Below are 20431 nucleotides of genomic sequence, written 5' to 3' on the forward strand. Positions count from 1 at the left end.
GGACCCGGAGGAGGGACGCGGGAGCGGGCGACACCCCTCCGGGGCAGAGGCCCCGGGCACTGCCGCGGAAGTCCCCGGGGTCAGGGTGCACTTCCGCGGAAGTGCCCGGGGTCAGGGTGCACTTCCGCGGAAGTGCCCGGGGGTCAGCGGTCGGGGGGCCACCAGGCGCCGTGACGCGGGACGAGGGCGATGCGGTGCTCGCCCCCGTCCGCGGTGGAGACGACCAGCTCGACAGCGGTGATCACCAGCGCCCGGTCGTCGTCGCGCAGGAGCCGGCCGGTCGCCAGGGGGATCGGGGGGAGGACCAGGACGTCCTCGGCCGGCTCGCTGCCCATCGACGCCGTCGTCAGCGCTCGGCGAGCGGGACGAAGGGCCGCTCGGTCTCGCCGGTGTACACCTGCCGCGGCCGGCCGATCTTCGTGGACGGGTCCTCGATCATCTCCCGCCACTGCGCGATCCAGCCGGGCAGCCGGCCGAGGGCGAACAGCACGGTGAACATCCGCGTCGGGAAGCCCATCGCCCGGTAGATCAGCCCGGTGTAGAAGTCGACGTTGGGATAGAGCTTGCGCTCGATGAAGTAGTCGTCGGACAGCGCGATCTCCTCGAGCTGGCGGGCCAGGTCGAGCAGCTGGTTGTCCCCGCCGAGCTTGTCGAGCACGGTGTCGGCGGTGCGCTTCACGATCGCCGCGCGCGGGTCGTAGTTCTTGTAGACCCGGTGGCCGAAGCCCATGAGCTTGACCCCGGGCTCCTTCTTCTTCACCCGCTCGACGAACGCCGGGATGTCGCCGCCCTCGCGCTGGATGGACTCCAGCATCTCCAGCACCGACTGGTTGGCCCCGCCGTGCAGCGGGCCGAACAGCGCGTTGATGCCGGCCGACACCGAGGCGAAGAGGTTGGCGTGCGAGGAGCCGACCAGCCGCACCGTCGACGTCGAGCAGTTCTGCTCGTGGTCGGCGTGCAGCACGAACAGCATGTCCAGCGCCGCGGCCAGGTCGGGGTCGACCTCGTAGGGCTCGGCGGGGAAGCCGAAGGTCATGCGCAGGAAGTTCTCGACCAGGCCGAGGGAGTTGTCCGGGTAGAGGAACGGCTGGCCGACCGACTTCTTGTACGCGTAGGCGGCGATCGTCGGGAGCTTGGCCAGCAGCCGGATCGTGGAGATCTCCACGTGGCGCGGGTCGAAGGGGTCCAGCGAGTCCTGGTAGAAGGTCGACAGCGCGCTGACCGCCGAGGACAGCACCGGCATGGGGTGCGCGTCGCGCGGGAAGCCCTGGAAGAACTGCTTGAGGTCCTCGTGCAGCAGCGTGTGCCGGCGCAGCCGGGCGTCGAACTCGGCCAGCTGGTCGGCCGTGGGCAGCTCGCCGAAGATCAGCAGGTAGGTGACCTCGAGGAAGCTCGCCTTCCCGGCGAGCTGGTCGATCGGGTACCCGCGGTAGCGCAGGATCCCGGCGTCGCCGTCGATGTAGGTGATCGCCGAGGTGCACGCGGCGGTGTTGACGAAGCCGATGTCGAGGGCGACCTGCCCGGTGGTCGCCAGCAGCTTGGAGACGTCGAGCCCGTCGGACCCCTCCGTCGCGGGCACCACGCGCATGGGCAGCTCACCTCCCGGGTGCCGGAGAGATACCTCGGGCGTGCTGTCAGCGGCGGCGGTGGCTGTCTCGGTCATGGTGGTCCGACGCTACTGGCGTCGGGCCCGTCAGACGACACGGACGGTCCTGCCGCGGGGTGGACCGGCGGTCCCGGCCCACCCCGCGGGACCTCAGGGGTGGGTCATCGAGAGGACGTCGAGGGCCTCGTCGAGCTGGGCCTCGGTGAGCTTGCCCTGGTCGACGTAGCCGCGCTCGAGCACCACCTGGCGGATGGTCTTGCGCTCGGCCAGCGACTGCTTGGCGACCTTGGCCGCCTCCTCGTAGCCGATGTACCGGTTCAGCGGGGTCACGATCGACGGCGAGGACTCGGCGTAGGTCCGGCACTGCTCGACGTTCGCGACGATCCCGTCGACGCAGCGGTCGGCGAGGATCCGGCTGACGTTGGCCAGCAGCCGGATCGACTCCAGCACGTTGCGCGCCATGAGCGGCAGCGTCACGTTGAGCTCGAAGACGCCGGTGGTGCCGGCGTAGGTGACCGCGGCGTCGTTGCCGATCACCTGGGCGGCCACCTGGATGACCGCCTCCGGGATCACCGGGTTGACCTTGCCGGGCATGATCGAGCTGCCCGGCTGCAGGTCCGGCAGCTGGATCTCGCCGAGGCCGGTGCGCGGGCCCGAGCCCATCCAGCGCAGGTCGTTGGCGATCTTGACCAGGCCGACGGCGATCGTCTTCAGCTGGCCGGAGGCCTCGACCAGGCCGTCGCGCGAGCTCTGCGCCTCGAAGTGGTCGCGCGCCTCGCGGAGCGGCAGGTCCAGCTCCGCGGCGAGCGTGTCGATGATCGCGGCGGCGAAGCCGGGCGGGGTGTTGATCCCGGTGCCGACGGCGGTGCCGCCCAGCGGCAGCTCGCCGATGCGCGGCAGCGAGGCCTCCAGCCGCTCGACGCCGTACCGGATCGCCGCGGCGTACCCGCCGAACTCCTGGCCCAGGGTGACCGGGGTGGCGTCCATGAGGTGGGTGCGGCCGCTCTTGACCACCTCGGCGAACTCGGTGGCCTTGCGCGACAGCGAGGCCTCCAGGTGCCGCAGCGCCGGGACCAGGTCGCGCACGATCGCGCGGGTGGCGGCCACGTGGATGGCCGAGGGGAAGACGTCGTTGGACGACTGCGACGCGTTGACGTGGTCGTTGGGGTGCACCGACGTGCCCGTGGCCTCGGTGGCCAGCGTCGCGATGACCTCGTTGGTGTTCATGTTGCTCGACGTCCCGGAGCCGGTCTGGAAGACGTCGATGGGGAAGTGCTCGTCCCACCTCCCGGCGGCCACCTCGGCGGCGGCGTCGGCGATGGCGGAGGCGACGTCGCCGTCGAGGACGCCGAGGTCGGCGTTGACCCGCGCCGCGGCGCCCTTGATGGCGGCCAGGGCGGCGATCAGCTCGCGCTCGATGGGCGTGCCGGAGATGGGGAAGTTCTCGACGGCGCGCTGGGTCTGGGCCCGCCACTTGGCCCAGGCGGGGACGCGGACCTCCCCCATGGAGTCGCGCTCGATGCGGTGGTCCTGCTCGGTGGCCACGCTGGCTCCCGTGTGGTGTCGGTGGGATCGGTGCTGCACGCGTGACCCTAAGAGGACCCCCTCGCCCCCCGCCGCTCGCATGCTCGCGGCGGGCCCCTGCGAGGGGGCCGCCGGTGAAGCAGTTGGAGCAGGCCCGGGGTGGGAACCGGGACGGGGCCGGGCGCGGACCTAGCGTGCGCCGGACACCCCGGTCCCAGGAGGCCCCGTGACCCACCCGCACGACCCCGCACCCGGCTCGGTCCCCGTGGGGGGCTGGACGCCCTGGGGGACGTGGGACCCGGCCGCCGGGCAGCCGCCGTCCCCGGCTCCGGCGCCTCCCGTGCCACCGCCGCCGGCCCGGTCCGGTCTGGGCGGCGCCGCGCTCGTCGCCGCCGGGCTGGTGCTCGGCCTGGTCCTGGCCGCCGTCGTCGGCGGGGTGCTGGTCCGCGGTGCGGTCCTGGACGCCGGCCGGGAGGCCGGGGAGGCCGTGGGCGAGTCGGTGTCGGAGGGGCTCTCCGGCGGCTTCGCCGACCCCCTCGCCGCCGGCGGCGGCCTCGGCGAGGTCGAGCAGTCCGCCCCCGTGCCGCCCGGGGAGCTCGGGCCCGACCCGGTGCTCGACGGCTACGCCCAGCAGTGCTTCGAGGGCGACCTGCAGTCCTGCGACGACCTGTACGTCGAGTCCCCGCCGCTGTCGGAGTACGAGGAGTACGGCCTCTCCTGCGGCGGGCGGGTCAAGGCCTGGGCGGTCCCGTACTGCACCGACCTCGACTGAGGCGCCGCCCGCGGCTGCCGTGGGCCCTGGGACGGAGGAGCCGTCGCGCCGCCGTCCCGTGACCCGAACGTGCTTCTCCCCCCTCCCCGCCGGACCTAGCCTGACCTGCGCCAGTGACCTGACCCGAGGAGCTCCCGCCATGTCCCAGCCGCCGTACCCGCCCCAGGGCGGCAACGACCCCTCGGGCCAGCAGCCCGGGCAGCAGGGGTGGGGGCAGTCCGACGACCCGACGCAGCAGCTCGGTCAGCCCGCCCCGCCCACCACCCAGTTCCAGCCCGGTCAGTACGGCCAGCCCGGCGGGGAGCAGCGCGACCCGACCGCACCCTTCGCCCAGCCCGACCCGAACCAGCAGTACGGGCAGCAGTACGGGCAGCAGTACGGCCAGCAGTACGGGCAGCAGCCGGGGTACGACCCGAACCAGCCCTACGGCCAGCAGTACGCCCAGCAGTACGGGCAGCCGTACGGCCAGCAGCCCGGCTACGGCGGCCCGCCCCCGCAGCAGAAGAGCAAGAACCTCGCGGTCGTGCTGGGCGTCGTCGGGGTGCTCGTGCTCGCCGGCGTCGGCGCCCTGCTGTTCTTCCTCCTCCGCGACGACGGGGGCTCGACCGTCGCCGACCCGGCCACCACGACCAGCGCCACGAGGTCGTCGTCCCCGTCGTCCTCGGCGAGCTCGTCGGCGACCTCGTCGTCCCGCTCCTCGAGCCCGTCGTCCTCCAGCCCGTCGGCCCCGTCGTCCCCGGGCGGCGGCGGGTCGCCCGCGGCGCCGGCGCCGCCCACCGGCCTGGGCGACGACCCGACCTTCCAGCCGCTGGCCCAGTCGTGCTTCGACGGGGACCTCGCCACCTGCGACGAGCTGTGGCGCGTGACCCCCGTCGACTCGCCCTACGAGGACTACGCCGGCACCTGCGCCGGCCGGGTCGAGTACGAGGGCGGCGGCACCTGCCAGGCCCGCCTCGGCGACGGCGGGGGGACCGGCGGCACGACGCCGGCCGACCCCACCGCGCCGACCGGCCTGGGCGACGACCCGACGTTCCAGCCGCTGGCCGAGAGCTGCTTCGCCGGTGACTGGACGGCGTGCGACCAGCTGTGGCGCGACACGCCGTCGGGCTCGCCCTACGAGCAGTACGCCGGCACCTGCGCAGGCCGCCTTCCCTACGAGGACCTCGGCACCTGCGAGGACCGGCTGGGCTGAACCACCGTCCGGCGGGCACGGGCCCGGCACCCCTCGGGGTGCCGGGCCCGTGCTCACTCCTCCTCGGAGGAGCGGTCGAAGGGCACCGCCGAGTAGGCGCGCAGCTTCTCCAGCGAGTGCAGGCTGTCGATGGAGCGGATGGTGCCCGAGCGGGAGCGCATCACCAGCGACTGCGTGGTGCAGCCCCCCGCCCGGTACTGCACGCCGCGGAGCAGCTCGCCGTCGGTGATGCCGGTGGCCACGAAGAAGACGTCGCCGCGCACCAGGTCGTCGATCTGCAGCACCCGGTCGAGGTCGTGACCGGCGTCGACCGCCTTCTGCCGCTCCTCGTCGTCCTTGGGCCACAGCCGGCCCTGCAGCGTGCCGCCCATGCACTTGAGCGCGCAGGCGGCGATGATCCCCTCGGGCGTGCCGCCGATGCCCATGAGCATGTCGACGCCGGTGCCCTCCCGGGCCGCGGCGATGGCGCCGGCGACGTCGCCGTCGGAGATGAACTTGATCCGGGCGCCGGCCTCACGGACCTCGTGCACGAGCTGCTCGTGGCGCGGCCGGTCGAGGATGCACACGGTGACGTCGGCGACCGAGCTGTGCTTGGCCCTCGCGACCCGGCGGACGTTCTCCGCGACCGGGGCGGTGATGTCGACGGCGTCGGCAGCGGCCGGACCGGTGGCGATCTTCTCCATGTAGAAGACGGCCGACGGGTCGTACATGGCGCCCCGGTCGGCCACCGCCATGACCGCGATGGCGTTGGGCATGCCCTTGGCCATCAGCGTGGTGCCGTCGATGGGGTCGACGGCGACGTCGCACTCGGGCCCGTAGCCGTCGCCGACCTGCTCGCCGTTGTAGAGCATGGGCGCCTCGTCCTTCTCGCCCTCGCCGATCACGACGACGCCGCGCATGGTCACGGTGCCGATGAGCGCGCGCATCGCGTCGACCGCCGCGCCGTCGCCGCCGTTCTTGTCCCCGCGCCCCACCCAGCGGCCGGCGGCCATCGCGGCGGCCTCGGTGACCCGGACCAGCTCGAGGGCCAGGTTCCGGTCGGGCGCCGGGCGATCGGTGCGGAAGGTGCTCGGGCGGGGGGCCGGGGGCACGGGGCCGTCGGGTACGGGAAGGATCACGGGACCTCCAACGTCGGCGTCGTTGCCGGGTGCCCCACCGTCCCGGCGACCCGGCCCCGGTGCCGGTCGGGCGGGCGGGTGCGCCGGGGTGCAGGGCAGCGGGGGTGTGGATCGGTGCTGCGATCCTAGGGGCATGACCACCACCGGGCCGTCGGGCCGACAGGCCCCCGAGGAGCAGTCCGCGCCGGAGCAGCCGCCGCCGGCGCCGTCCGCCGTCGAGCGGGCCAACCGGATGAGTGCGGCGAACATGGTCCGGTCGCTGCTGCCGCTGGTGGTCATCTGCCTGCTCGTCGTGGGCTGGGTCGCCTTCCGGCAGGGCGAGGTGGACCCGGTCCGACCGATCGACCCCAGCAGCTCGGTGCAGCTGGCCGCGTCCCGCGCGGGCTACACCGTGGAGGCGCCGACCGGGCTGCCCGACGGCTACCGGCCCACCAGCGCCCGTACCGACGCCGGGGAGGCCGGCCAGGGCGCACCGGTGACCCTCGAGGTGGGCTACGTGACGCCGTCGGACGAGTACGCGGGGTTCCTCACCACCGACGACCCCCGCGCCGAGCGGCTGACCGCGGTGCTCGACGGCGCCGAGGAGGACGGCAGCGTCGACCTCGCGGGCCGCACCTGGACCCGGTCGACCAGCACGCGCGGCGAGACGGTGCTGTCCCGGGAGGAGGACGGGGTGACCACGCTGGTCACCGGCTCGGCCGACGACGAGGAGCTGGAGACCGTGGCCGCCTCGCTCGCCCCCGTCGTGGTGCGCTGAGCCCTACTCCTCCCGGTCGCGGGGGCTCGCGGCGGCCAGCCGCTCGCGGGCGCGGTCGAGCCAGTGCCGGCACAGCTCGGCCAGCTGCTCCCCGCGCTCCCACAGCGCCAGCGACTCCTCGAGGGTGAGCCCACCGGCCTCCAGCCGGCGCACCACGTCGGCAAGCTCCTCGCGGGCCTGCTCGTAGGTCTGCGTCGGCTGCTCGGTCGTCGGCTCGCTCACGGCTCCCCATCCTGCCCGTCGACCCGGACGGCCAGCCGCCCACCCGCGACCCGCACCGCCAGCCGCTCGCCGTCGGCCACCTCGCCGGGGTCGCGGACCAGCGCACCGTCGGCCCGCTGCAGCAGCGCGTAGCCGCGCTGCAGCGTCGCCTGCGGCGAGAGGGCGGCGACCCGGGCCCGGGCGTGCTCGAGGTCGCGCTCGGCGGTCTCGACCCGGTGGGTGAGCGTGCGGCGGGCCCGGTCGCGCAGCGCGGCGACGTCGTCGGCCCGGCCGTGCAGCAGCCGCGCGGGATCGGCCAGCACCGGCCGGCTGCGGACGCTGTCGAGCCACCGCTCGGACTGCTCGATCCGGACGGTGAGCAGGTGCCGGGCGCGGGCGCGCAGGCCGTCGACCAGCCGCCGCTGCTCGCCGATCTCGGGGACCACCCGGTGGGCGGCGTCGGTGGGGGTGGCCGCGCGGACGTCGGCGACGTGGTCGACCAGCGTGGTGTCGGTCTCGTGGCCGACGGCGGTGACCACCGGGGTGCGGCAGGCGGCGATGGCGCGGACGAGGCCCTCGTCGGAGAAGGGCAGCAGGTCCTCGACCGACCCGCCGCCGCGGGCGAGGACGATGACCTCCACCTCCGGGTCGCGGTCGAGCCGCTGCAGCCCGTCGATCACCGACGCCGCGGCGTTCACCCCTTGCACCAGGCTGTGGTGCACGGCGAAGCGCACCGCCGGCCACCGCCGCCGGGCGGTGACCAGCACGTCGCGCTCGGCCGCGGAGTCCTTGCCGGTGACCAGGCCGACGACGGCGGGCGCGAAGGGCAGCGGGCGCTTGCGGGCGACGTCGAACAGGCCCTCGGCGGCCAGCAGCCGGCGGATCCGCTCGATGCGGGCCAGCAGCTCGCCCAGGCCGACGGCGCGGATCTCGGTGGCGCGGAGGGAGAACGAGCCGCGGGCGATGTAGTAGTCGGGCCGGGCCCGCACGATGACGCGGGCGCCCTCGGTGAGCTCGAGACCGGGCCGGTCGGCGACGTCGCGGGCGCAGGTGACCGGCACCGACAGGTCGGCGGCGGGGTCGCGCAGGGTCAGGAAGACCGTGGCCGCACCGCGCCGGGACAGCTGGGCGACCTGCCCCTCGACCCACACCTCACCGAGCCGGCCGATCCACTCGGCGACCTTGCGGGCCACCGTGCGGACCGGCCAGGGCGCCTCGGGCGTGGAGGGGGCGGTCATGCCCGCGACTGTGCCAGGCGCTGGTGACGCGCTGGGACGGCCACCCTGCAGGGTCCCGCGCCGAGCCGGCGAGGCGTGGGGGCAGGGGGTCCTTCGTCAGCCGCGGGGCTGGAGCGGGCTGGCGTCGACCGCCTGCTGCTCCAGCTTCTCCAGCCGGTTGCGCAGCATCGTGACGAACTGCGACCGGTTGCGGGTGGCCTCCTCGTAGGCGAGCAGGTCCTGCACGGTGGCGAGCTGGTAGCCGCGCAGCCGCCCGCGCAGCTGGGCGATGGTGAAGGAGTCGTATCCCTCGACCGGCGCGGTCCCGGCCGCCTGCGACCCCGAGACGTCGCTGCCGCCCTGGGCGTCGTCGGTGGGGGCGTCGGACTCGCCGCCCACGGCGTCGACCGCGGCACCCTCGGCGCGGGCCGCGTCCTCCTCGGCGGTGCCGGTCTCGCCGACGTCGGTGCGCACGCCGGTGGCGGCCGCGACCGGGGTGCCGCCCTCGTCGACGGCGGTGTCCTCGGTGGCGGCACCGGAGTCCTCGCCGGGACCGGCCTCGGGCGCGACGACGCCCTCGTCGGTCACCGTGCCCTCGACCGTGGTGACCTGGCCGTCGGGGGTGACGACGTCGACCTCGGCGGCCCCGTCGGTGTCCCGGCCGGCGTCGGGGGCGGAGTCGGCCAGCCCGATGTCGGTGTCCGCGGTGCCGGAGTCGGCCGCGTCGGGCGTCGCCGTGTCGTCGCTGCCCACGTCGGGCGCGCCGGCCAGCTCGCCCACCGGGGAGCCGCCCGGGTCGCTGGCCGCCGGTGCGTCGTCGGTGGCCGGCGCCGCGCCGGTGCCCTCGGCCTCGAGCAGCGCGCTCTCCAGCGCGTCCTCGGCGGTGAGCGCGGAGTCGGCGGCGCCGAGCGCCGCCTCGGCCTCCTCGGCACCCAGGACCTGGTCGGTGACGTCCTCGACCGCGGCGACCACGGCGGCCGGGGACGGGTCCTGCGGCAGGCCGGCGAGCTCGTCGTCGACCAGGCCGGCCGCGTCGGTGTCGACGTCGACCTCCATCACGTCGACCTCGGTGAGCTCGGTGACCGAGTCGGGCTCGGCCAGGGCGGCGGCGGTGTCCTCGACGGCGGCCACGACGGCGTCGGCGGCCGGGTCGCCGGGGAGGGTCGCGACCTCGTCGTCGGAGATGCCGTCCCCGACGGTGTCGACGTCGGGGGCGCGGTCGAAGGCGGAGTCGCGCAGCACGTCGATCGGCTGCGCGACCAGCCCGGCGCCGGCCGGCTGCTCGTCCTCGTCGTCGTCGAAGGTGGCCAGGCCCGGCTCCCGCTCGCCGCGCAGCCCGGTGAGCACCTCGTCCCCGCGGGCCACCAGTCCCGACCACTGCTGCTGCAGCTTCATCGCCGCCTGCAGCGCGATGCCGACGAGGCGCACCGGCAGGCCCGGCAGCGTCCGGGGGAGGCTGCGGACGTCGTCGATGACGGTGGCGGCCAGCCCCACGGTGGCGCGGACGGGCTCGGGGATCTCACGGGACATGCGCCCCAGCCTGCCCCAGCCGGTCGGCGTCGGCACCACGGCCCCGGCCGCTGCCACCCGGTCGGGCGGGTGGGCGTGTCCGGGGTCTCGTCCGCGGTCCCCGCCGGAGCCGGGGCGGCGGCCGGGAGCCGCATACCATCGGGGCATGGCTGATCAGCGCGGACGGGTCCTGCTGGCCGATCCCCGGGGCTACTGCGCCGGTGTCGACCGGGCGGTGGTGGCCGTCGAGCGGGCGCTGGAGATCCACGGCGCCCCGGTGTACGTCCGCAAGCAGATCGTCCACAACAAGCACGTGGTGGCCACGCTCGAGCGGCGCGGCGCGGTCTTCGTCGACGAGACCGACGAGGTGCCCGAGGGCTCGGTCGTCGTCTTCAGCGCCCACGGCGTCTCCCCGGCCGTCCACGAGGAGGCCGCCGCCCGGCAGCTGCGCACCATCGACGCCACCTGCCCGCTGGTGACCAAGGTGCACCAGGAGGCCAAGCGCTTCGCCCGCGACGACTACGACATCCTGCTGATCGGCCACCGCGGCCACGAGGAGGTCGAGGGCACCTCGGGCGAGGCCCCGTCGCACATCCAGCTCGTCGACGGTCCCGACGACGTGGCCGACGTGCAGGTGCGCGACCCGGAGAGGGTCGTGTGGCTGTCGCAGACGACCCTCTCGGTCGACGAGACGCTCGCCACGGTCGACCAGCTCCGGACCCGCTTCCCGGGACTGCAGTCCCCGCCCAGCGACGACATCTGCTACGCCACGCAGAACCGGCAGCAGGCGGTCAAGCAGATGGCGCCCGCCTGCGACCTGGTGGTCGTCGTCGGCTCCACCAACTCGTCGAACTCGGTGCGCCTGGTCGAGGTGGCGCTGGAGGCCGGCGCCCGCGCCGCGCACCTGGTCGACTACGCCAGCGAGATCGACCCGGCGTGGCTCGAGGGCGTGTCCACGGTCGGCGTCACCAGCGGCGCGTCGGTGCCCGAGGTGCTGGTCGGCGAGGTCCTCGACTGGCTGGCCGAGCGCGGCTACCCCGACGTCGAGACGGTCAAGGCCGCCGAGGAGCGGCTGGTGTTCGCGCTGCCGCACGAGCTGCGGCCCCGGCGCGGCGAGTCCGCCCGCCCCACCCGCTGAACGAACGAGAAGGGCCCCCTCCCGGCCGGGTGGGGGGGCGTCTCGTGTCCGGGGGCCGTCAGCGGCCGCGGGCGGCCCAGCGGATGACGGCCAGCACCGCGGCGACGGCGGTGGCGACGGCCATGGTGGGGAAGCCGCGGATGAGGACGGTCGCGATCGTGGCCGGGTTGAAGGTGGCCGACGGGGCCAGGCCGATGTTGACCGCCGCGACCGCCACGAAGACCAGCGGCGGGCAGGCGACCACGGTCAGCAGGTCGCGCCGGCGCACCAGCAGCGTGCCGATGGCGGAGGCCGCGACCAGGGTGACCAGCGTCAGCGTGCCGAGCCCGACGGCGAGGAAGGAGTCGACGGCGCCGCCGGCCAGCGTCATGACGAACACGCCCAGGACCGCGAGGCTGCCGCGCAACCCGCTCGCGCGACCGGCGTGGGGCGGGGTGCCGCGGGACGAGCCGCGCGGACCGCGGGCGGGGCTCCCGGCGCGGCCGGGCTCGCGGGCCGGTGCGGGATCGGCCGGCCGGCCGCGGCGCGGCGGGGTCGTGACGGCGTCGCGGTCGGCGACCGGGGGCACGGGGACCGGGACGCGCTGGGACGGGCGGACCGCCGGGGGCCGCCCGTCGGGCACCGGCCGCCCGTGACCGGCGCCCGCGCCGTGGCCCGGTCCCGCGGGGCGGCCGCGCGGGTGCGGCGGGGGCACCGGCGGCAGCGACATGCGCGAGGCCCGGGCGGGCGTCGCGTCCAGCCGCGGCAGGTCCGGGCGAGGGGCCGGTGCGCCGGCGAGGGGGCGCTGGCGGCGGCTCCCGCTGTCGTGCCAGGTGTCGGCTGCGCTCGCCGAGGCCATGGCCACCTCCCCGTTCGGTCCGGCCTGCCCGTGCCGGGCCGGTGTCGTGCTCACGGTAGCGAGGGGACCCCGCCCGCAGGGGCACCGCGCGGTGTCGATTCACGACAGGTCGCCGTGTCGATTTGGCAACTCTGGTGCAGGGGCGGGGTCGGTGTGACGGAGGGGTCCACTGCGACCGCCGGGACCCCGGCCGCCACGTGCTCCGGCCGGTCAGCCGCCGTCGGTGAGCCGCCAGCGCAGCGGGACGTCGTCGACGGCGGGGGCGGCGTCGTCGTCCGGGTCGTCGGTGGCCGGGCGCAGCTGCCGGACCACCGCCTCCACCTCGGGCGGGGACGGCACCGCTGTCTCGCCCACGCCGAGGTCGTCGAAGCGGCGGGCGGCGGCGAGGACGGAGCGCTCGTAGGAGCCGACCGTCTCGTTGTAGCGGGTGAGCGTGGTGCCCAGGGCCGCGCCCAGCCGGGTCAGGTGCCCCGACAGCGTGGTGAGGCGGGCGTGCAGCCGGCGGCCGACCTCGATCACCTGGTCGGCGTCGCGCGCCAGCCGCTCCTGCCGCCACGAGTGGGCGACCGTGCGCAGCAGGGCCAGCAGCGTGCTGGGGGTGGCGATGACGACGTCGCGGCCGAAGCCGTACTCCAGGAGCGCGGGCTCGGCCTCCAGAGCCGTGGTGAGGAAGCCGTCGGAGGGGACGAACAGCACGGTGAACGGCGCCGCGGGCCGGAACGCGGTGGGGTAGCGGCGGGCGGACAGCGCGTCGACGTGCGCGCGCAGCTGGCGGGCGTGCGCCGCGACGCGCTGGACGCGGACGGCCTCGTCGGTGGCCTGCACCGCCTCGATGTAGCCGGTGAAGGGCACCTTCGCGTCGACCACGACCTGCCGGCCGTCGGCGAGGGTGACCACGAGGTCGGGCCGGACGCCGGCGCCCTCGTCGTTGGTGGACGAGGGCTGCTCGACGAAGTCGCAGTGCTCGAGCAGGCCCGCCACCTCGACGACGCGGCGCAGCTGCACCTCGCCCCAACGGCCCCGGACGTGCGGGGTGCGCAGCGCGGTGACCAGCGCCGCCGTCTCCTGGCGCAGCAGCGCGCTGGTCTGCCCGACGGCGCCCATCTGCTCGCGCAGCTCGCCGTGGGCGGTGGCGCGGTCCCGCTCGATGCCGGCCAGCAGCCGGTGCAGGTGGTCGAGCGACTCGTGCACCGGCTCGAGCCCGTCGTCGGCCGGCCGGCGGCGCGACACCAGCGCGACGACGCCCAGCGCGACGGCGGCCCCCAGCAGCGCGCCGAGCAGCAGGCCGAGCAGGAGGGAGGCGGCGTCCACGGCGAGCAGCGTGCAGGACGCCACCGACATCTCCCGGGAGGCGCTCAGGCATGGGAAGCGATCCGCACGTCCCGGGCCTCGGGACGTGCGGATCGCTTCCGATGCCTCACGCGGGGACGGGGGCGTGCTCCGCCTCGTGGTCGAGCAGCCAGCGCTTGACCGGGGTGCCCCAGCGGAAGCCGCCGAGGCCGCCGTCGGAGCCGAGCACCCGGTGGCAGGGCACGAACAGCGCGGCGGCGTTGCGGGCGCACGCGTTGGCCGCGGCGCGCACCGCGGCGGGCCGGCCGCAGCGGGCGGCGAACGCGGCGTAGGTGTCGGGCTGCCCGGCGGGGACGGTGCGCAGCACGTCCCAGGCGTCCTCGAGGAACGGCCCGGAGCGCTGCCGCACCGGGACGTCGTCGATGGCGCCGAGGTCACCGGCGGCGTGCGCCTCGACGGCGTCGAGGACCGGCAGGTGCTCCACCCGCTCGACCCAGGTCGGCCGCAGCGTGCGGTGGACGACGGGCAGCAGCTCGGCGACGTCGCCGGTCCAGCCGGCGGCCAGGACGACGTCGCCGCCGTCGGGGCCGGGGGTGACCACGACGGTGAACGGGCCGGGCGGGGTGGCCACGGTGGCGTAGCGGGCGGACTCGGTCATGACGCACTCCGATCGGGGAGGGGGACGGGGGCGGGGGAGCGGGAGAAGAGGGACGGCGCGGCCAGTGACCACAGGTGCATGACCGCGTAGGAGCGCCACGGCCGCCAGCGGGTCGCGGCGTCGGCGTCGGAGCTGCCCAGGGCGGCCAGCGAGCGGCGCAGCGCGAGGTCGCCGGGGAGCCAGACGTCGGGGTCGCCGAGGCCGCGCATCGCCACGACCGCCGCCGTCCACGGGCCGATGCCGGGCAGGGCGAGCAGGTCGCGGACGGCCTCCTCGCGGTCGCAGCCGGGGTCGAGGGCCACCCGGCCCTCGGCCAGCGCCGCGGCCAGCCCGGTGAGGGTCCTGCTGCGGGCGCCGGTCAGCCCGACCGCGGACAGGTCGGCCGCGGCGAGCGCCTCCGGCCGCGGGAAGGCGTGGGTGAGCGTGCCGACCGGCTCGGCCAGCGGCGTGCCGGCCAGCGCCAGCACCCGCGCGGTCAGCGTCCGGGCGCCGGCCACCGACACCTGCTGGCCGAGGACCGCGCGCGCCGCCGTCTCCGGGGCGTCGGGGGAGGCCGGCACCCGGCGGCCGGGGGCGCCGGCGACCAAGGGCGCCAGTGCCGGGTCGGCACCGAGGACGTCGTCGACGGCGGCGGGGTCGGCGTCGAGGTCGAGCAGTCGCCGGCAGCGGGGGACGGCCGCGCGCAGGTCGCGCAGGTCGGTCAGCAGCAGCCGGGCGGTCACCGCCGGCCCGCCGTCGGGCGCCGGGGAGAGCCGGACGACGCCGGGGCCGCCGGGCAGGTCGAGGACGCGGGAGAACGTCGTCCCGTCCCACTCCTCGAGTCCGGGCACGGCGTGCGCGCCGAGGAACAGCAGCACCTCGGCCGCGTCGAACGGGGCCCGCGCGGCCAGCCGGAGGGTCAGCCAGCCCGGCGTGCCGCCGTCGCTGCCCCGCCGGCGGCTGCGCAGCTCGCTGGGGGTGCAGGCGAAGACCTCCCGGACGGTGTCGTTGAACTGCCGGATGCTGGCGAACCCCGCGGCGAAGGCGACGTCGGCCATCGGCAGGTCGGTGGTCTCGATGAGCACCCGGGCGGTCTGTGCTCGCTGGGCGCGGGCGACGGCGAGCGGCCCGACGCCGAGCTCGCCGACCAGCAGCCGGTGCACCTGGCGCTCGGAGTAGCCCAGTCGCGCCGCCAGCCCGGGGACGCCGGCCCGCTCGACCTCGCCGTCGGCGATCAGCCGCATGGCCCGGGCGACGACGTCGGCGCGCACGTCCCACTCCGGGGAGCCGGGGACGGCGTCGGGACGGCAGCGCCGGCAGGCGCGGAAGCCGGCCGCCTGCGCGCCGGCCGCGGTGCCGAAGAAGGTCACGTTGGCCGCCGCGGGCGTGCGGGCCGGGCAGGAGGGTCGGCAGTAGATGCCGGTGGTGCGGACCGCGGTGAAGAACCAGCCGTCGAAGCGGGCGTCCCGGCTGGTCACCGCGCGGTAGCAGCGCTCGGCGTCGAGAGAGGCGGTCACGGCATCGAGCATGACACCGCGCGAGGGCGGGCACTGGCGGCTTTCGGACGCGGCCGTCGAGCGGTGTCCGCGTGCGCCTGTCGGTCCCCCGCAGGAGACTGCCCGCACCGCCGGGCTGCCCGCCCGCGCCGCCGACCAGGGGGAACCGTGATCGATCCGTCCGTGCCCGCACACCCGCGCCCGCGCCAGCGGGTGCGCTCCACCGGCCGCCAGGTGGTGGTCTTCGCCGATACGGCCGACGAGCCGGTGGACTGGTCGGCTGCCGGGATCTCCGACGTCGCCGACTCCCGCGACTTCACCGCCGGCCGGGTGCCCGCCCAGGCCCTCCGCGAGGCCGGGGCCACCGTGTTCGCCCGGCTCGGCATCGCCGTGGTCGCCGCCCCGGCCGAGCAGGTGACCGCGCTGCGCCGGCCCGTGCTGTCGGTGTCGCCCGAGCTGGTCCACCACGTCCTGCCCGACGACGCCTACGTCCGCGGCTACCGCGACGGCGTCGACGACCTCGCCGGCCGGCTGGTCGGCACCGGCGGCGGGGACGGCGCCGCGCCCGCGCCGCCGCCGTTCGAGGACACCGCCGCGGCCACCTGGGGCGTGCAGGCCGTCCAGGCTCCGACCTCGCCGTTCACCGGCCGCGGGATCCGGGTCGCCGTCCTCGACACCGGCCTCGACCTCGCCCATCCCGACTTCGCCGGCCGCACGGTCACCGCGGAGTCCTTCGTGGCCGGGGTGACCAGTGCGCAGGACGGGCACGGTCACGGCACGCACTGCGCCGGCACGGCCTGCGGCCCACGGGTGCCCCCGGCCGGACCGCGGTACGGCATCGCGTCGGAGGCCGAGCTCTACGTCGGCAAGGTGCTCAGCGACGAGGGCAGCGGCGAGGACGGTGGCATCCTGGCCGGCATCGACTGGGCGGTGGCCAACGGCTGCGCCGTCGTCTCGATGTCCCTGGGCGCCGACGTGGCCGAGGCCCACCCGCCCTACTCGGCCGCCGGCCGGCGGGCGCTGCAGCAGGGGTCGCTGGTCATCGCCGCGGCCGGCAACAACGCCGACCGGGAGAACGGCGAGTACGGCTTCGTCGGCGCCCCGGCCAACAGCGTCGAGATCGTCGCCGTCGGCGCGCTCGACCCCCGCCTGGCCACCGCCTGGTTCTCCGCCCGCAGCCTGGCCGCTCCCGGCGGCGAGGTCGACGTCGCCGGCCCCGGCGTGGACGTGCTCTCGACCTGGCCCATGCCGGCCCGCTACGAGACGATCAGCGGCACCAGCATGGCCACGCCGCACGTCGCCGGGCTGGCCGCCCTGTGGGCCGAGGCGACCGGCCGGCGCGGCTACGAGCTGTGGGCCACCCTCACCCAGGCCGCCCGGCGGCTGCCCGAGCCGTCGGTCGACGTGGGCAGCGGGCTGGTGCTCGCGCCGCAGGAGGGTGCCGGCAAGGCCTGAGACCGGGCCCGGGACGGCCCGGGGCGGCCTGGAGCGGCGTAGCCTCCCGCCGTGGACACCCCGCTGGCGCGGTTCAGCGTGACCGTCGACGACGGGCACCTGGCCGACCTCGACTCGGTGGCCCGGGCGCTGCGCGACTCGGGCATGCACGTCGACCGGGTGCTGGGCACCCTCGGGCTGATCACCGGCGAGGCGCCGGTCGCGGCCCGGCCGGCGCTGCTCGCCGTCCCGGGCGTGACCTCCGTCGACGAGCAGCTGCGCGTCCAGCTGCCGCCCCCGGACGCGCCGGTCCAGTAGTCCCGGGGACCCTGCCGGGCCGCCGCGCGTTGGGCCGGGTGTGCCGCCGACCGGAGAGGGGGAGCCGCCGGGCCCCGCGACCACGCGGCCGCGCGTCGTCCTCGTGCTGCTCGCCGTCGTCCTGCTGGCGCTGGGGGCGGTGCTGGTGACCCGGCAGACCGCCGGTGAGTCCCCGCCCTCCGCGGAGTGCGCGGCGGCGGAGCCGGCGGTGCGGATCGACCCGGCCGCGGTGCCCGCGGGCCCGGTCGCCGGGTACGCGGGGGAGCAGCTGGCCAACGCGGCGGCGATCGTCAACGCCGCGGCCGACCTGGGGCTGGACACCTGCGCGCAGGTCATCGGGGTCATGACGGCGATGGGCGAGTCCTCGCTGCGCGTCCTCGACCACGGGGACGCCGCCGGTCCGGACTCCCGTGGGCTGTTCCAGCAGCGCGACAACGGGGCGTGGGGCTCCTACGCCGACCGGATGGACCCGGCGACCAGCGCCACGAACTTCTTCCGGGCCCTGCAGGAGGTCCCCGGCTGGCGCGCGCTGCCGCCGACCATCGCCGCGCACCGCACCCAGCGCAACGCCGACCCGTACCACTACCAGCGCTACTGGGGTCCCGCCGTCGAGGTGGTCGGCGCGCTGGCCGGCCGGCCGGTGCTCGGCTCGGGCTCCTGAGGCCGGCGCTCGACGAGCACCGCGATCCCGTCGAGCAGCCGCGCCAGCCCGAACTCGAACGACCGCTCGGGGGCGTAGCCGCCCAGCTCCGCCCCGGCCACCGGCCCCACCCGTGCCGCGGTGGGGTACCGCTCGGGGTCGAACACCTGCTCCACGTAGGGCTCGGTGGCCGCCCACCACTCGTCCTCGGTCAGCCCGGACTCCTGCTCGGCCGCGGCCTTGTGGTGCAGTCCGCCGACCGTGCCGCGGACGAAGCCGCCCACGAGCGTGAGCACCAGCTCCATCTCCACCTCGGACAGGCCCAGGCCGTCGACGGCGGCCAGCTCCGCCTCGTACTTGCGCATCAGGTTCGGTCCCAGGACCGGCCGGCCGGTGCCCACCGAGGCGGCCCAGGGGTGCCGGACGTAGAGGTCCCAGTTGGCCCGCGCGACGGCGGTCAGCCGGTCCCGCCAGTCCCCGGCCGGCGGTCCGGGCGGGACCTCGCCGAGCACGGCGTCGTACATCAGGTCGACCAGCTCGCCCTTGCCCGGCACGTGCGTGTACAGCGTCATCGCGCCGACCCCCAGCTCGGTCGCCAGCCGGCGCATGGTCACCGCGGCGAGTCCCTCGCGGTCGGCCAGGTCCACCGCGGCGGCCACGATCCGGTCGACGTCGAGCCCGGGGCGCGGGCCGGGCCGGCGCCCGGGCCCGGCCGGGGCCCGCCAGAGCAGGGCCATGGTGCGGGCGGGGTCGCCGCCGGTCGCGGACTCGGTCGCCATGGCTGCAGCCTCCTCCATCCGCTTGCCCGACCGTCTCCGTACCGCGTACGGTGGCGGTCGTCCAACGATCTCGTACGGCGTACGGAGGTAGTGGTGGGAGCGTGGGTGCGGATCCGGGGACTGGTCAAGGGGTACGGGGGACGGGTGGTCCTCGACGGGGTGGACCTCGACGTCGAGCCCGGCTCGGTGTGCGCGCTGCTGGGACCCAACGGCGCCGGCAAGACGACGGCGGTGCGCATCGCGACCACGCTGCTGCGGCCCGACGGCGGGCGGGTCGAGGTCGCCGGCGTCGACGTCGCCGCCCGGCCACGCGAGGTGCGCCGCCGGATCGGCGTGGTCGGCCAGCAGCCCGCGGTCGACGAGGTGCTCGGCGCCCGGGAGAACCTCGTGCTGTTCGGGCGGCTGCACCACCTCGACCGGGCCGCCGCCCGGCGGCGCGCCGGCGAGCTGCTGGCGCAGGTCGGGCTGCCCGACACCGGGGACCAGCCGGTCCGGGAGTTCTCCGGCGGCATGCGGCGCCGGCTGGACGTCGCCGCGGCGCTGGTGCTCGCCCCGGAGGTGCTGTTCCTCGACGAGCCGACCACGGGCCTGGACCCGGCCGGGCGGCGGGACGTGTGGGACGCGGTGCGCGACCTGGTCGCCCGGGGGACGACGGTGCTGCTCACCACCCAGTACCTGGAGGAGGCCGAGCGGCTGGCCGACCGGGTGCACGTGCTCGACGCCGGCCGGGTCGTGGCGTCGGGCACCCCGCGGGAGCTGACCGCGGCCATCGGCGGCGACCGGCTGGAGCTCGTCGTCACCGACGCGGCCCGCGCGGCGGAGGCCGCGGCGCTGGCCGAGCGGGTGGCCGCGGGGCCGCCGGTCCCGGACGCGCGGGACGACGGGGCGCGGGTGACCGTGCCCGTCTCGCGGCGGGCCGGCGTCGTCGGCGACGTGGTCCGCGCCCTCGACGGGGCCGGGATAGAGGTGGCCGACCTGGTGCTGCGGCCGGCCACGCTCGACGAGGCCTACCTGCGCATCACCGGCCGGTCCCGCCTGGGCGAGGAGGTGCCGGCGTGACCGCGGTCGTCGAGGAGACCGGCGGGCGGCTGCGCTGGGCGGTCACGGACGCGTTCACCGTCGCCGGTCGCGACGTCGCGCACTGGCGGCGGCAGCCGTCGGTGCTGCTGGTGAACCTGCTGTTCCCGGTCCTGCTGATGGTGGTCTTCGTGTACCTGCTGGGCGGCGGGATCCCCGTGCCCGGCGGCAGCTACCGCGACTTCATGGTCCCGGGGATGCTCGCGCTGGTCATGCTGTTCGGGCTCGAGGGGACGATGACCGCCGTCGTCACCGACACGCAGCGCGGCGTCACCGACCGGTTCCGGGCGCTGCCGATGGCGCCGTCGGCGGTCGTGGCCGGCCGCTGCCTGGCCGACCTCCTCTCCTCGGTCGCCGCCCTGACCGCCGTCGTGCTGGCCGGGCTGGCGATCGGGTGGGGGCCGCCGGTGGGCCCGGGGCTGGTCGCGGCGCTCGGCCTGCTGCTGCTCCTGCGGGTCGGCTTCCTGTGGGTCGGCATCTGGCTGGGGCTGCTGGCCCGGGACCCGTCGCTGGTCACGGCCGTGCAGATCCTGGTGTGGCCCTTCGCCTTCCTCTCCAACGTCTTCGTGCCGGTCGCCTCGATGCCGGCCTGGCTCGGGACGCTGGCGGAGTGGAATCCGGTGGCGGCCACCGTCACCGCCGTCCGGGAGCTGACCGGGGTGCCGGTCGCCGACACCGGGTGGGCCACGGAGCACGCCACACTGCTCGCCGTCGTCTGGCCGGTGCTGCTCACCGCGGTGTTCGCGGCGCTGAGCGTGCGGCGCTGGCAGGGGCTCTCCCGGTGACGCCGGCCGACTGACGGGGGGAGGCCGGGCGTCCACCGACCGGTGGACGCCCGGCCCACGGAACGGCCGTACCGCCGCCGGCCCCGGGCCGCCAGGCTCGTGC

Annotated in this window: 21 protein-coding genes; 9 read left to right on the forward strand and 12 right to left on the reverse strand. The window is 76.3% G+C overall.

The genetic code is table 11. The features are described from left to right. Window positions 1-143: 143 nt before the first annotated feature. The 3 genes from ACI79O_RS21045 to ACI79O_RS21055 form a co-directional block, all read right to left on the reverse strand. Window positions 144-335: a hypothetical protein gene (locus ACI79O_RS21045; protein ID WP_456876633.1), complete on the reverse strand. Its 192-nt coding sequence runs from the start codon at window positions 333-335 to the stop codon at window positions 144-146. A gap of 11 nt (window positions 336-346) precedes the next feature. Next, window positions 347-1663, reverse strand: a complete 1317-nt coding sequence (locus ACI79O_RS21050) for a citrate synthase (RefSeq protein ID WP_456887222.1) — start codon at window positions 1661-1663, stop codon at window positions 347-349. A gap of 93 nt (window positions 1664-1756) precedes the next feature. Next, window positions 1757-3151 carry a class II fumarate hydratase gene (locus ACI79O_RS21055; RefSeq protein WP_456915110.1) on the reverse strand — a complete coding sequence of 465 codons (1395 nt, stop codon included), beginning with the start codon at window positions 3149-3151 and terminating at the stop codon, window positions 1757-1759. Between the two features lie 205 nt (window positions 3152-3356). On the opposite strand from ACI79O_RS21055, the gene ACI79O_RS21060 reads away from it, so the two are divergent. Then, window positions 3357-3902, forward strand: a complete 546-nt coding sequence (locus ACI79O_RS21060; RefSeq protein ID WP_456887217.1) for a hypothetical protein — start codon at window positions 3357-3359, stop codon at window positions 3900-3902. 139 nt (window positions 3903-4041) lie between these two features. Then, window positions 4042-5094 (forward strand): hypothetical protein, encoded by a 1053-nt coding sequence (locus tag ACI79O_RS21065; RefSeq protein ID WP_456915111.1) that lies wholly within the window; start codon window positions 4042-4044, stop codon window positions 5092-5094. 53 nt (window positions 5095-5147) lie between these two features. Here ACI79O_RS21065 and glpX read toward each other — a convergent pair whose 3' ends face one another. Beyond that, the gene (gene glpX, locus ACI79O_RS21070) at window positions 5148-6212 is read right to left on the reverse strand and encodes a class II fructose-bisphosphatase (protein WP_456887213.1); all 1065 of its coding nucleotides are present in this window, start codon (window positions 6210-6212) and stop codon (window positions 5148-5150) included. 133 nt (window positions 6213-6345) lie between these two features. On the opposite strand from glpX, the gene ACI79O_RS21075 reads away from it, so the two are divergent. Continuing rightward, window positions 6346-6969: a DUF4245 domain-containing protein gene (locus ACI79O_RS21075; protein WP_456887211.1), complete on the forward strand. Its 624-nt coding sequence runs from the start codon at window positions 6346-6348 to the stop codon at window positions 6967-6969. Between the two features lie 3 nt (window positions 6970-6972). On the opposite strand, the gene ACI79O_RS21080 is transcribed toward ACI79O_RS21075, so the two are convergent. The 3 genes from ACI79O_RS21080 to ACI79O_RS21090 all read right to left on the reverse strand — a co-directional run bounded on the left by ACI79O_RS21080 (window position 6973) and on the right by ACI79O_RS21090 (window position 9917). Then, on the reverse strand, window positions 6973-7191 hold the full coding sequence (locus tag ACI79O_RS21080) for an exodeoxyribonuclease VII small subunit (RefSeq protein ID WP_456915112.1): 219 nt from the start codon (window positions 7189-7191) through the stop codon (window positions 6973-6975). Beyond that, complete coding sequence (gene xseA, locus ACI79O_RS21085) at window positions 7188-8408, reverse strand: exodeoxyribonuclease VII large subunit (RefSeq protein WP_456915113.1); 1221 nt, start codon at window positions 8406-8408, stop codon at window positions 7188-7190. Before xseA ends, ACI79O_RS21080 begins: the two co-directional genes overlap by 4 nt. Window positions 8409-8504: 96 nt before the next feature. After that, window positions 8505-9917 carry a hypothetical protein gene (locus ACI79O_RS21090; protein ID WP_456915114.1) on the reverse strand — a complete coding sequence of 471 codons (1413 nt, stop codon included), beginning with the start codon at window positions 9915-9917 and terminating at the stop codon, window positions 8505-8507. Between the two features lie 145 nt (window positions 9918-10062). Between ACI79O_RS21090 and ACI79O_RS21095 the strand changes: the two genes are divergently transcribed. Beyond that, a complete protein-coding gene (locus ACI79O_RS21095) occupies window positions 10063-11034 on the forward strand; it encodes a 4-hydroxy-3-methylbut-2-enyl diphosphate reductase (RefSeq protein WP_456876623.1) in 972 nt (323 codons plus the stop codon). Window positions 11035-11092: 58 nt separating this feature from the next. On the opposite strand, the gene ACI79O_RS21100 is transcribed toward ACI79O_RS21095, so the two are convergent. The 4 genes from ACI79O_RS21100 to ACI79O_RS21115 form a co-directional block, all read right to left on the reverse strand. After that, the gene (locus tag ACI79O_RS21100) at window positions 11093-11926 is read right to left on the reverse strand and encodes a DUF6542 domain-containing protein (protein ID WP_456915115.1); all 834 of its coding nucleotides are present in this window, start codon (window positions 11924-11926) and stop codon (window positions 11093-11095) included. Window positions 11927-12082: 156 nt separating this feature from the next. Continuing rightward, a complete protein-coding gene (locus tag ACI79O_RS21105) occupies window positions 12083-13207 on the reverse strand; it encodes a DNA recombination protein RmuC (protein ID WP_456876621.1) in 1125 nt (374 codons plus the stop codon). An 82-nt stretch (window positions 13208-13289) separates the two neighbouring features. Further along, complete coding sequence (locus ACI79O_RS21110) at window positions 13290-13820, reverse strand: methylated-DNA--[protein]-cysteine S-methyltransferase (protein ID WP_456876205.1); 531 nt, start codon at window positions 13818-13820, stop codon at window positions 13290-13292. Continuing rightward, window positions 13817-15316, reverse strand: a complete 1500-nt coding sequence (locus ACI79O_RS21115) for an AlkA N-terminal domain-containing protein (protein ID WP_456915116.1) — start codon at window positions 15314-15316, stop codon at window positions 13817-13819. Before ACI79O_RS21115 ends, ACI79O_RS21110 begins: the two co-directional genes overlap by 4 nt. 147 nt (window positions 15317-15463) lie before the next feature. Here ACI79O_RS21115 and ACI79O_RS21120 point away from each other — a divergent pair, with 147 nt between their 5' ends. Genes ACI79O_RS21120 through ACI79O_RS21130 form a run of 3 tightly spaced genes read left to right on the forward strand, consistent with a single transcriptional unit; the run spans window position 15464 to window position 17708 of the window. Next, complete coding sequence (locus ACI79O_RS21120) at window positions 15464-16750, forward strand: S8 family serine peptidase (protein WP_456893370.1); 1287 nt, start codon at window positions 15464-15466, stop codon at window positions 16748-16750. A 51-nt stretch (window positions 16751-16801) separates the two neighbouring features. Beyond that, window positions 16802-17047, forward strand: a complete 246-nt coding sequence (locus ACI79O_RS21125; protein WP_456876201.1) for a hypothetical protein — start codon at window positions 16802-16804, stop codon at window positions 17045-17047. Between the two features lie 40 nt (window positions 17048-17087). Continuing rightward, the gene (locus ACI79O_RS21130; RefSeq protein ID WP_456915117.1) at window positions 17088-17708 is read left to right on the forward strand and encodes a hypothetical protein; all 621 of its coding nucleotides are present in this window, start codon (window positions 17088-17090) and stop codon (window positions 17706-17708) included. Here ACI79O_RS21130 and ACI79O_RS21135 read toward each other — a convergent pair. Beyond that, window positions 17639-18466: a TetR/AcrR family transcriptional regulator gene (locus tag ACI79O_RS21135; protein ID WP_456915118.1), complete on the reverse strand. Its 828-nt coding sequence runs from the start codon at window positions 18464-18466 to the stop codon at window positions 17639-17641. The two genes, ACI79O_RS21130 and ACI79O_RS21135, sit on opposite strands and share 70 nt — an antisense overlap. Before the next feature lie 105 nt (window positions 18467-18571). Between ACI79O_RS21135 and ACI79O_RS21140 the strand changes: the two genes are divergently transcribed. Together ACI79O_RS21140 and ACI79O_RS21145 are read left to right on the forward strand one after the other, a co-directional pair. Continuing rightward, the gene (locus ACI79O_RS21140) at window positions 18572-19525 is read left to right on the forward strand and encodes an ABC transporter ATP-binding protein (RefSeq protein WP_456915119.1); all 954 of its coding nucleotides are present in this window, start codon (window positions 18572-18574) and stop codon (window positions 19523-19525) included. Continuing rightward, complete coding sequence (locus ACI79O_RS21145) at window positions 19522-20328, forward strand: ABC transporter permease (RefSeq protein WP_456893362.1); 807 nt, start codon at window positions 19522-19524, stop codon at window positions 20326-20328. The genes ACI79O_RS21140 and ACI79O_RS21145 overlap by 4 nt, the downstream gene beginning before the upstream one ends. Window positions 20329-20431: the final 103 nt, after the last annotated feature.

The sequence above is a fragment of the Geodermatophilus sp. SYSU D00696 genome (assembly GCF_054050235.1).

Bases quoted from the DNA above. Each gene is read 5' to 3' on its own strand.
- ACI79O_RS21110 (WP_456876205.1), bottom strand. From the start codon at position 13,820: ATGACCGAGTCCGCCCGCTACGCCACCGTGGCCACCCCGCCCGGCCCG.
- ACI79O_RS21050 (WP_456887222.1), bottom strand. From the start codon at position 1,663: ATGACCGAGACAGCCACCGCCGCCGCTGACAGCACGCCCGAGGTATCT.
- ACI79O_RS21095 (WP_456876623.1), top strand. From the start codon at position 10,063: ATGGCTGATCAGCGCGGACGGGTCCTGCTGGCCGATCCCCGGGGCTAC.
- ACI79O_RS21090 (WP_456915114.1), bottom strand. From the start codon at position 9,917: ATGTCCCGTGAGATCCCCGAGCCCGTCCGCGCCACCGTGGGGCTGGCC.
- ACI79O_RS21065 (WP_456915111.1), top strand. From the start codon at position 4,042: ATGTCCCAGCCGCCGTACCCGCCCCAGGGCGGCAACGACCCCTCGGGC.
- xseA (WP_456915113.1), bottom strand. From the start codon at position 8,408: ATGACCGCCCCCTCCACGCCCGAGGCGCCCTGGCCGGTCCGCACGGTG.
- ACI79O_RS21075 (WP_456887211.1), top strand. From the start codon at position 6,346: ATGACCACCACCGGGCCGTCGGGCCGACAGGCCCCCGAGGAGCAGTCC.
- ACI79O_RS21045 (WP_456876633.1), bottom strand. From the start codon at position 335: ATGGGCAGCGAGCCGGCCGAGGACGTCCTGGTCCTCCCCCCGATCCCC.
- ACI79O_RS21135 (WP_456915118.1), bottom strand. From the start codon at position 18,466: ATGGCGACCGAGTCCGCGACCGGCGGCGACCCCGCCCGCACCATGGCC.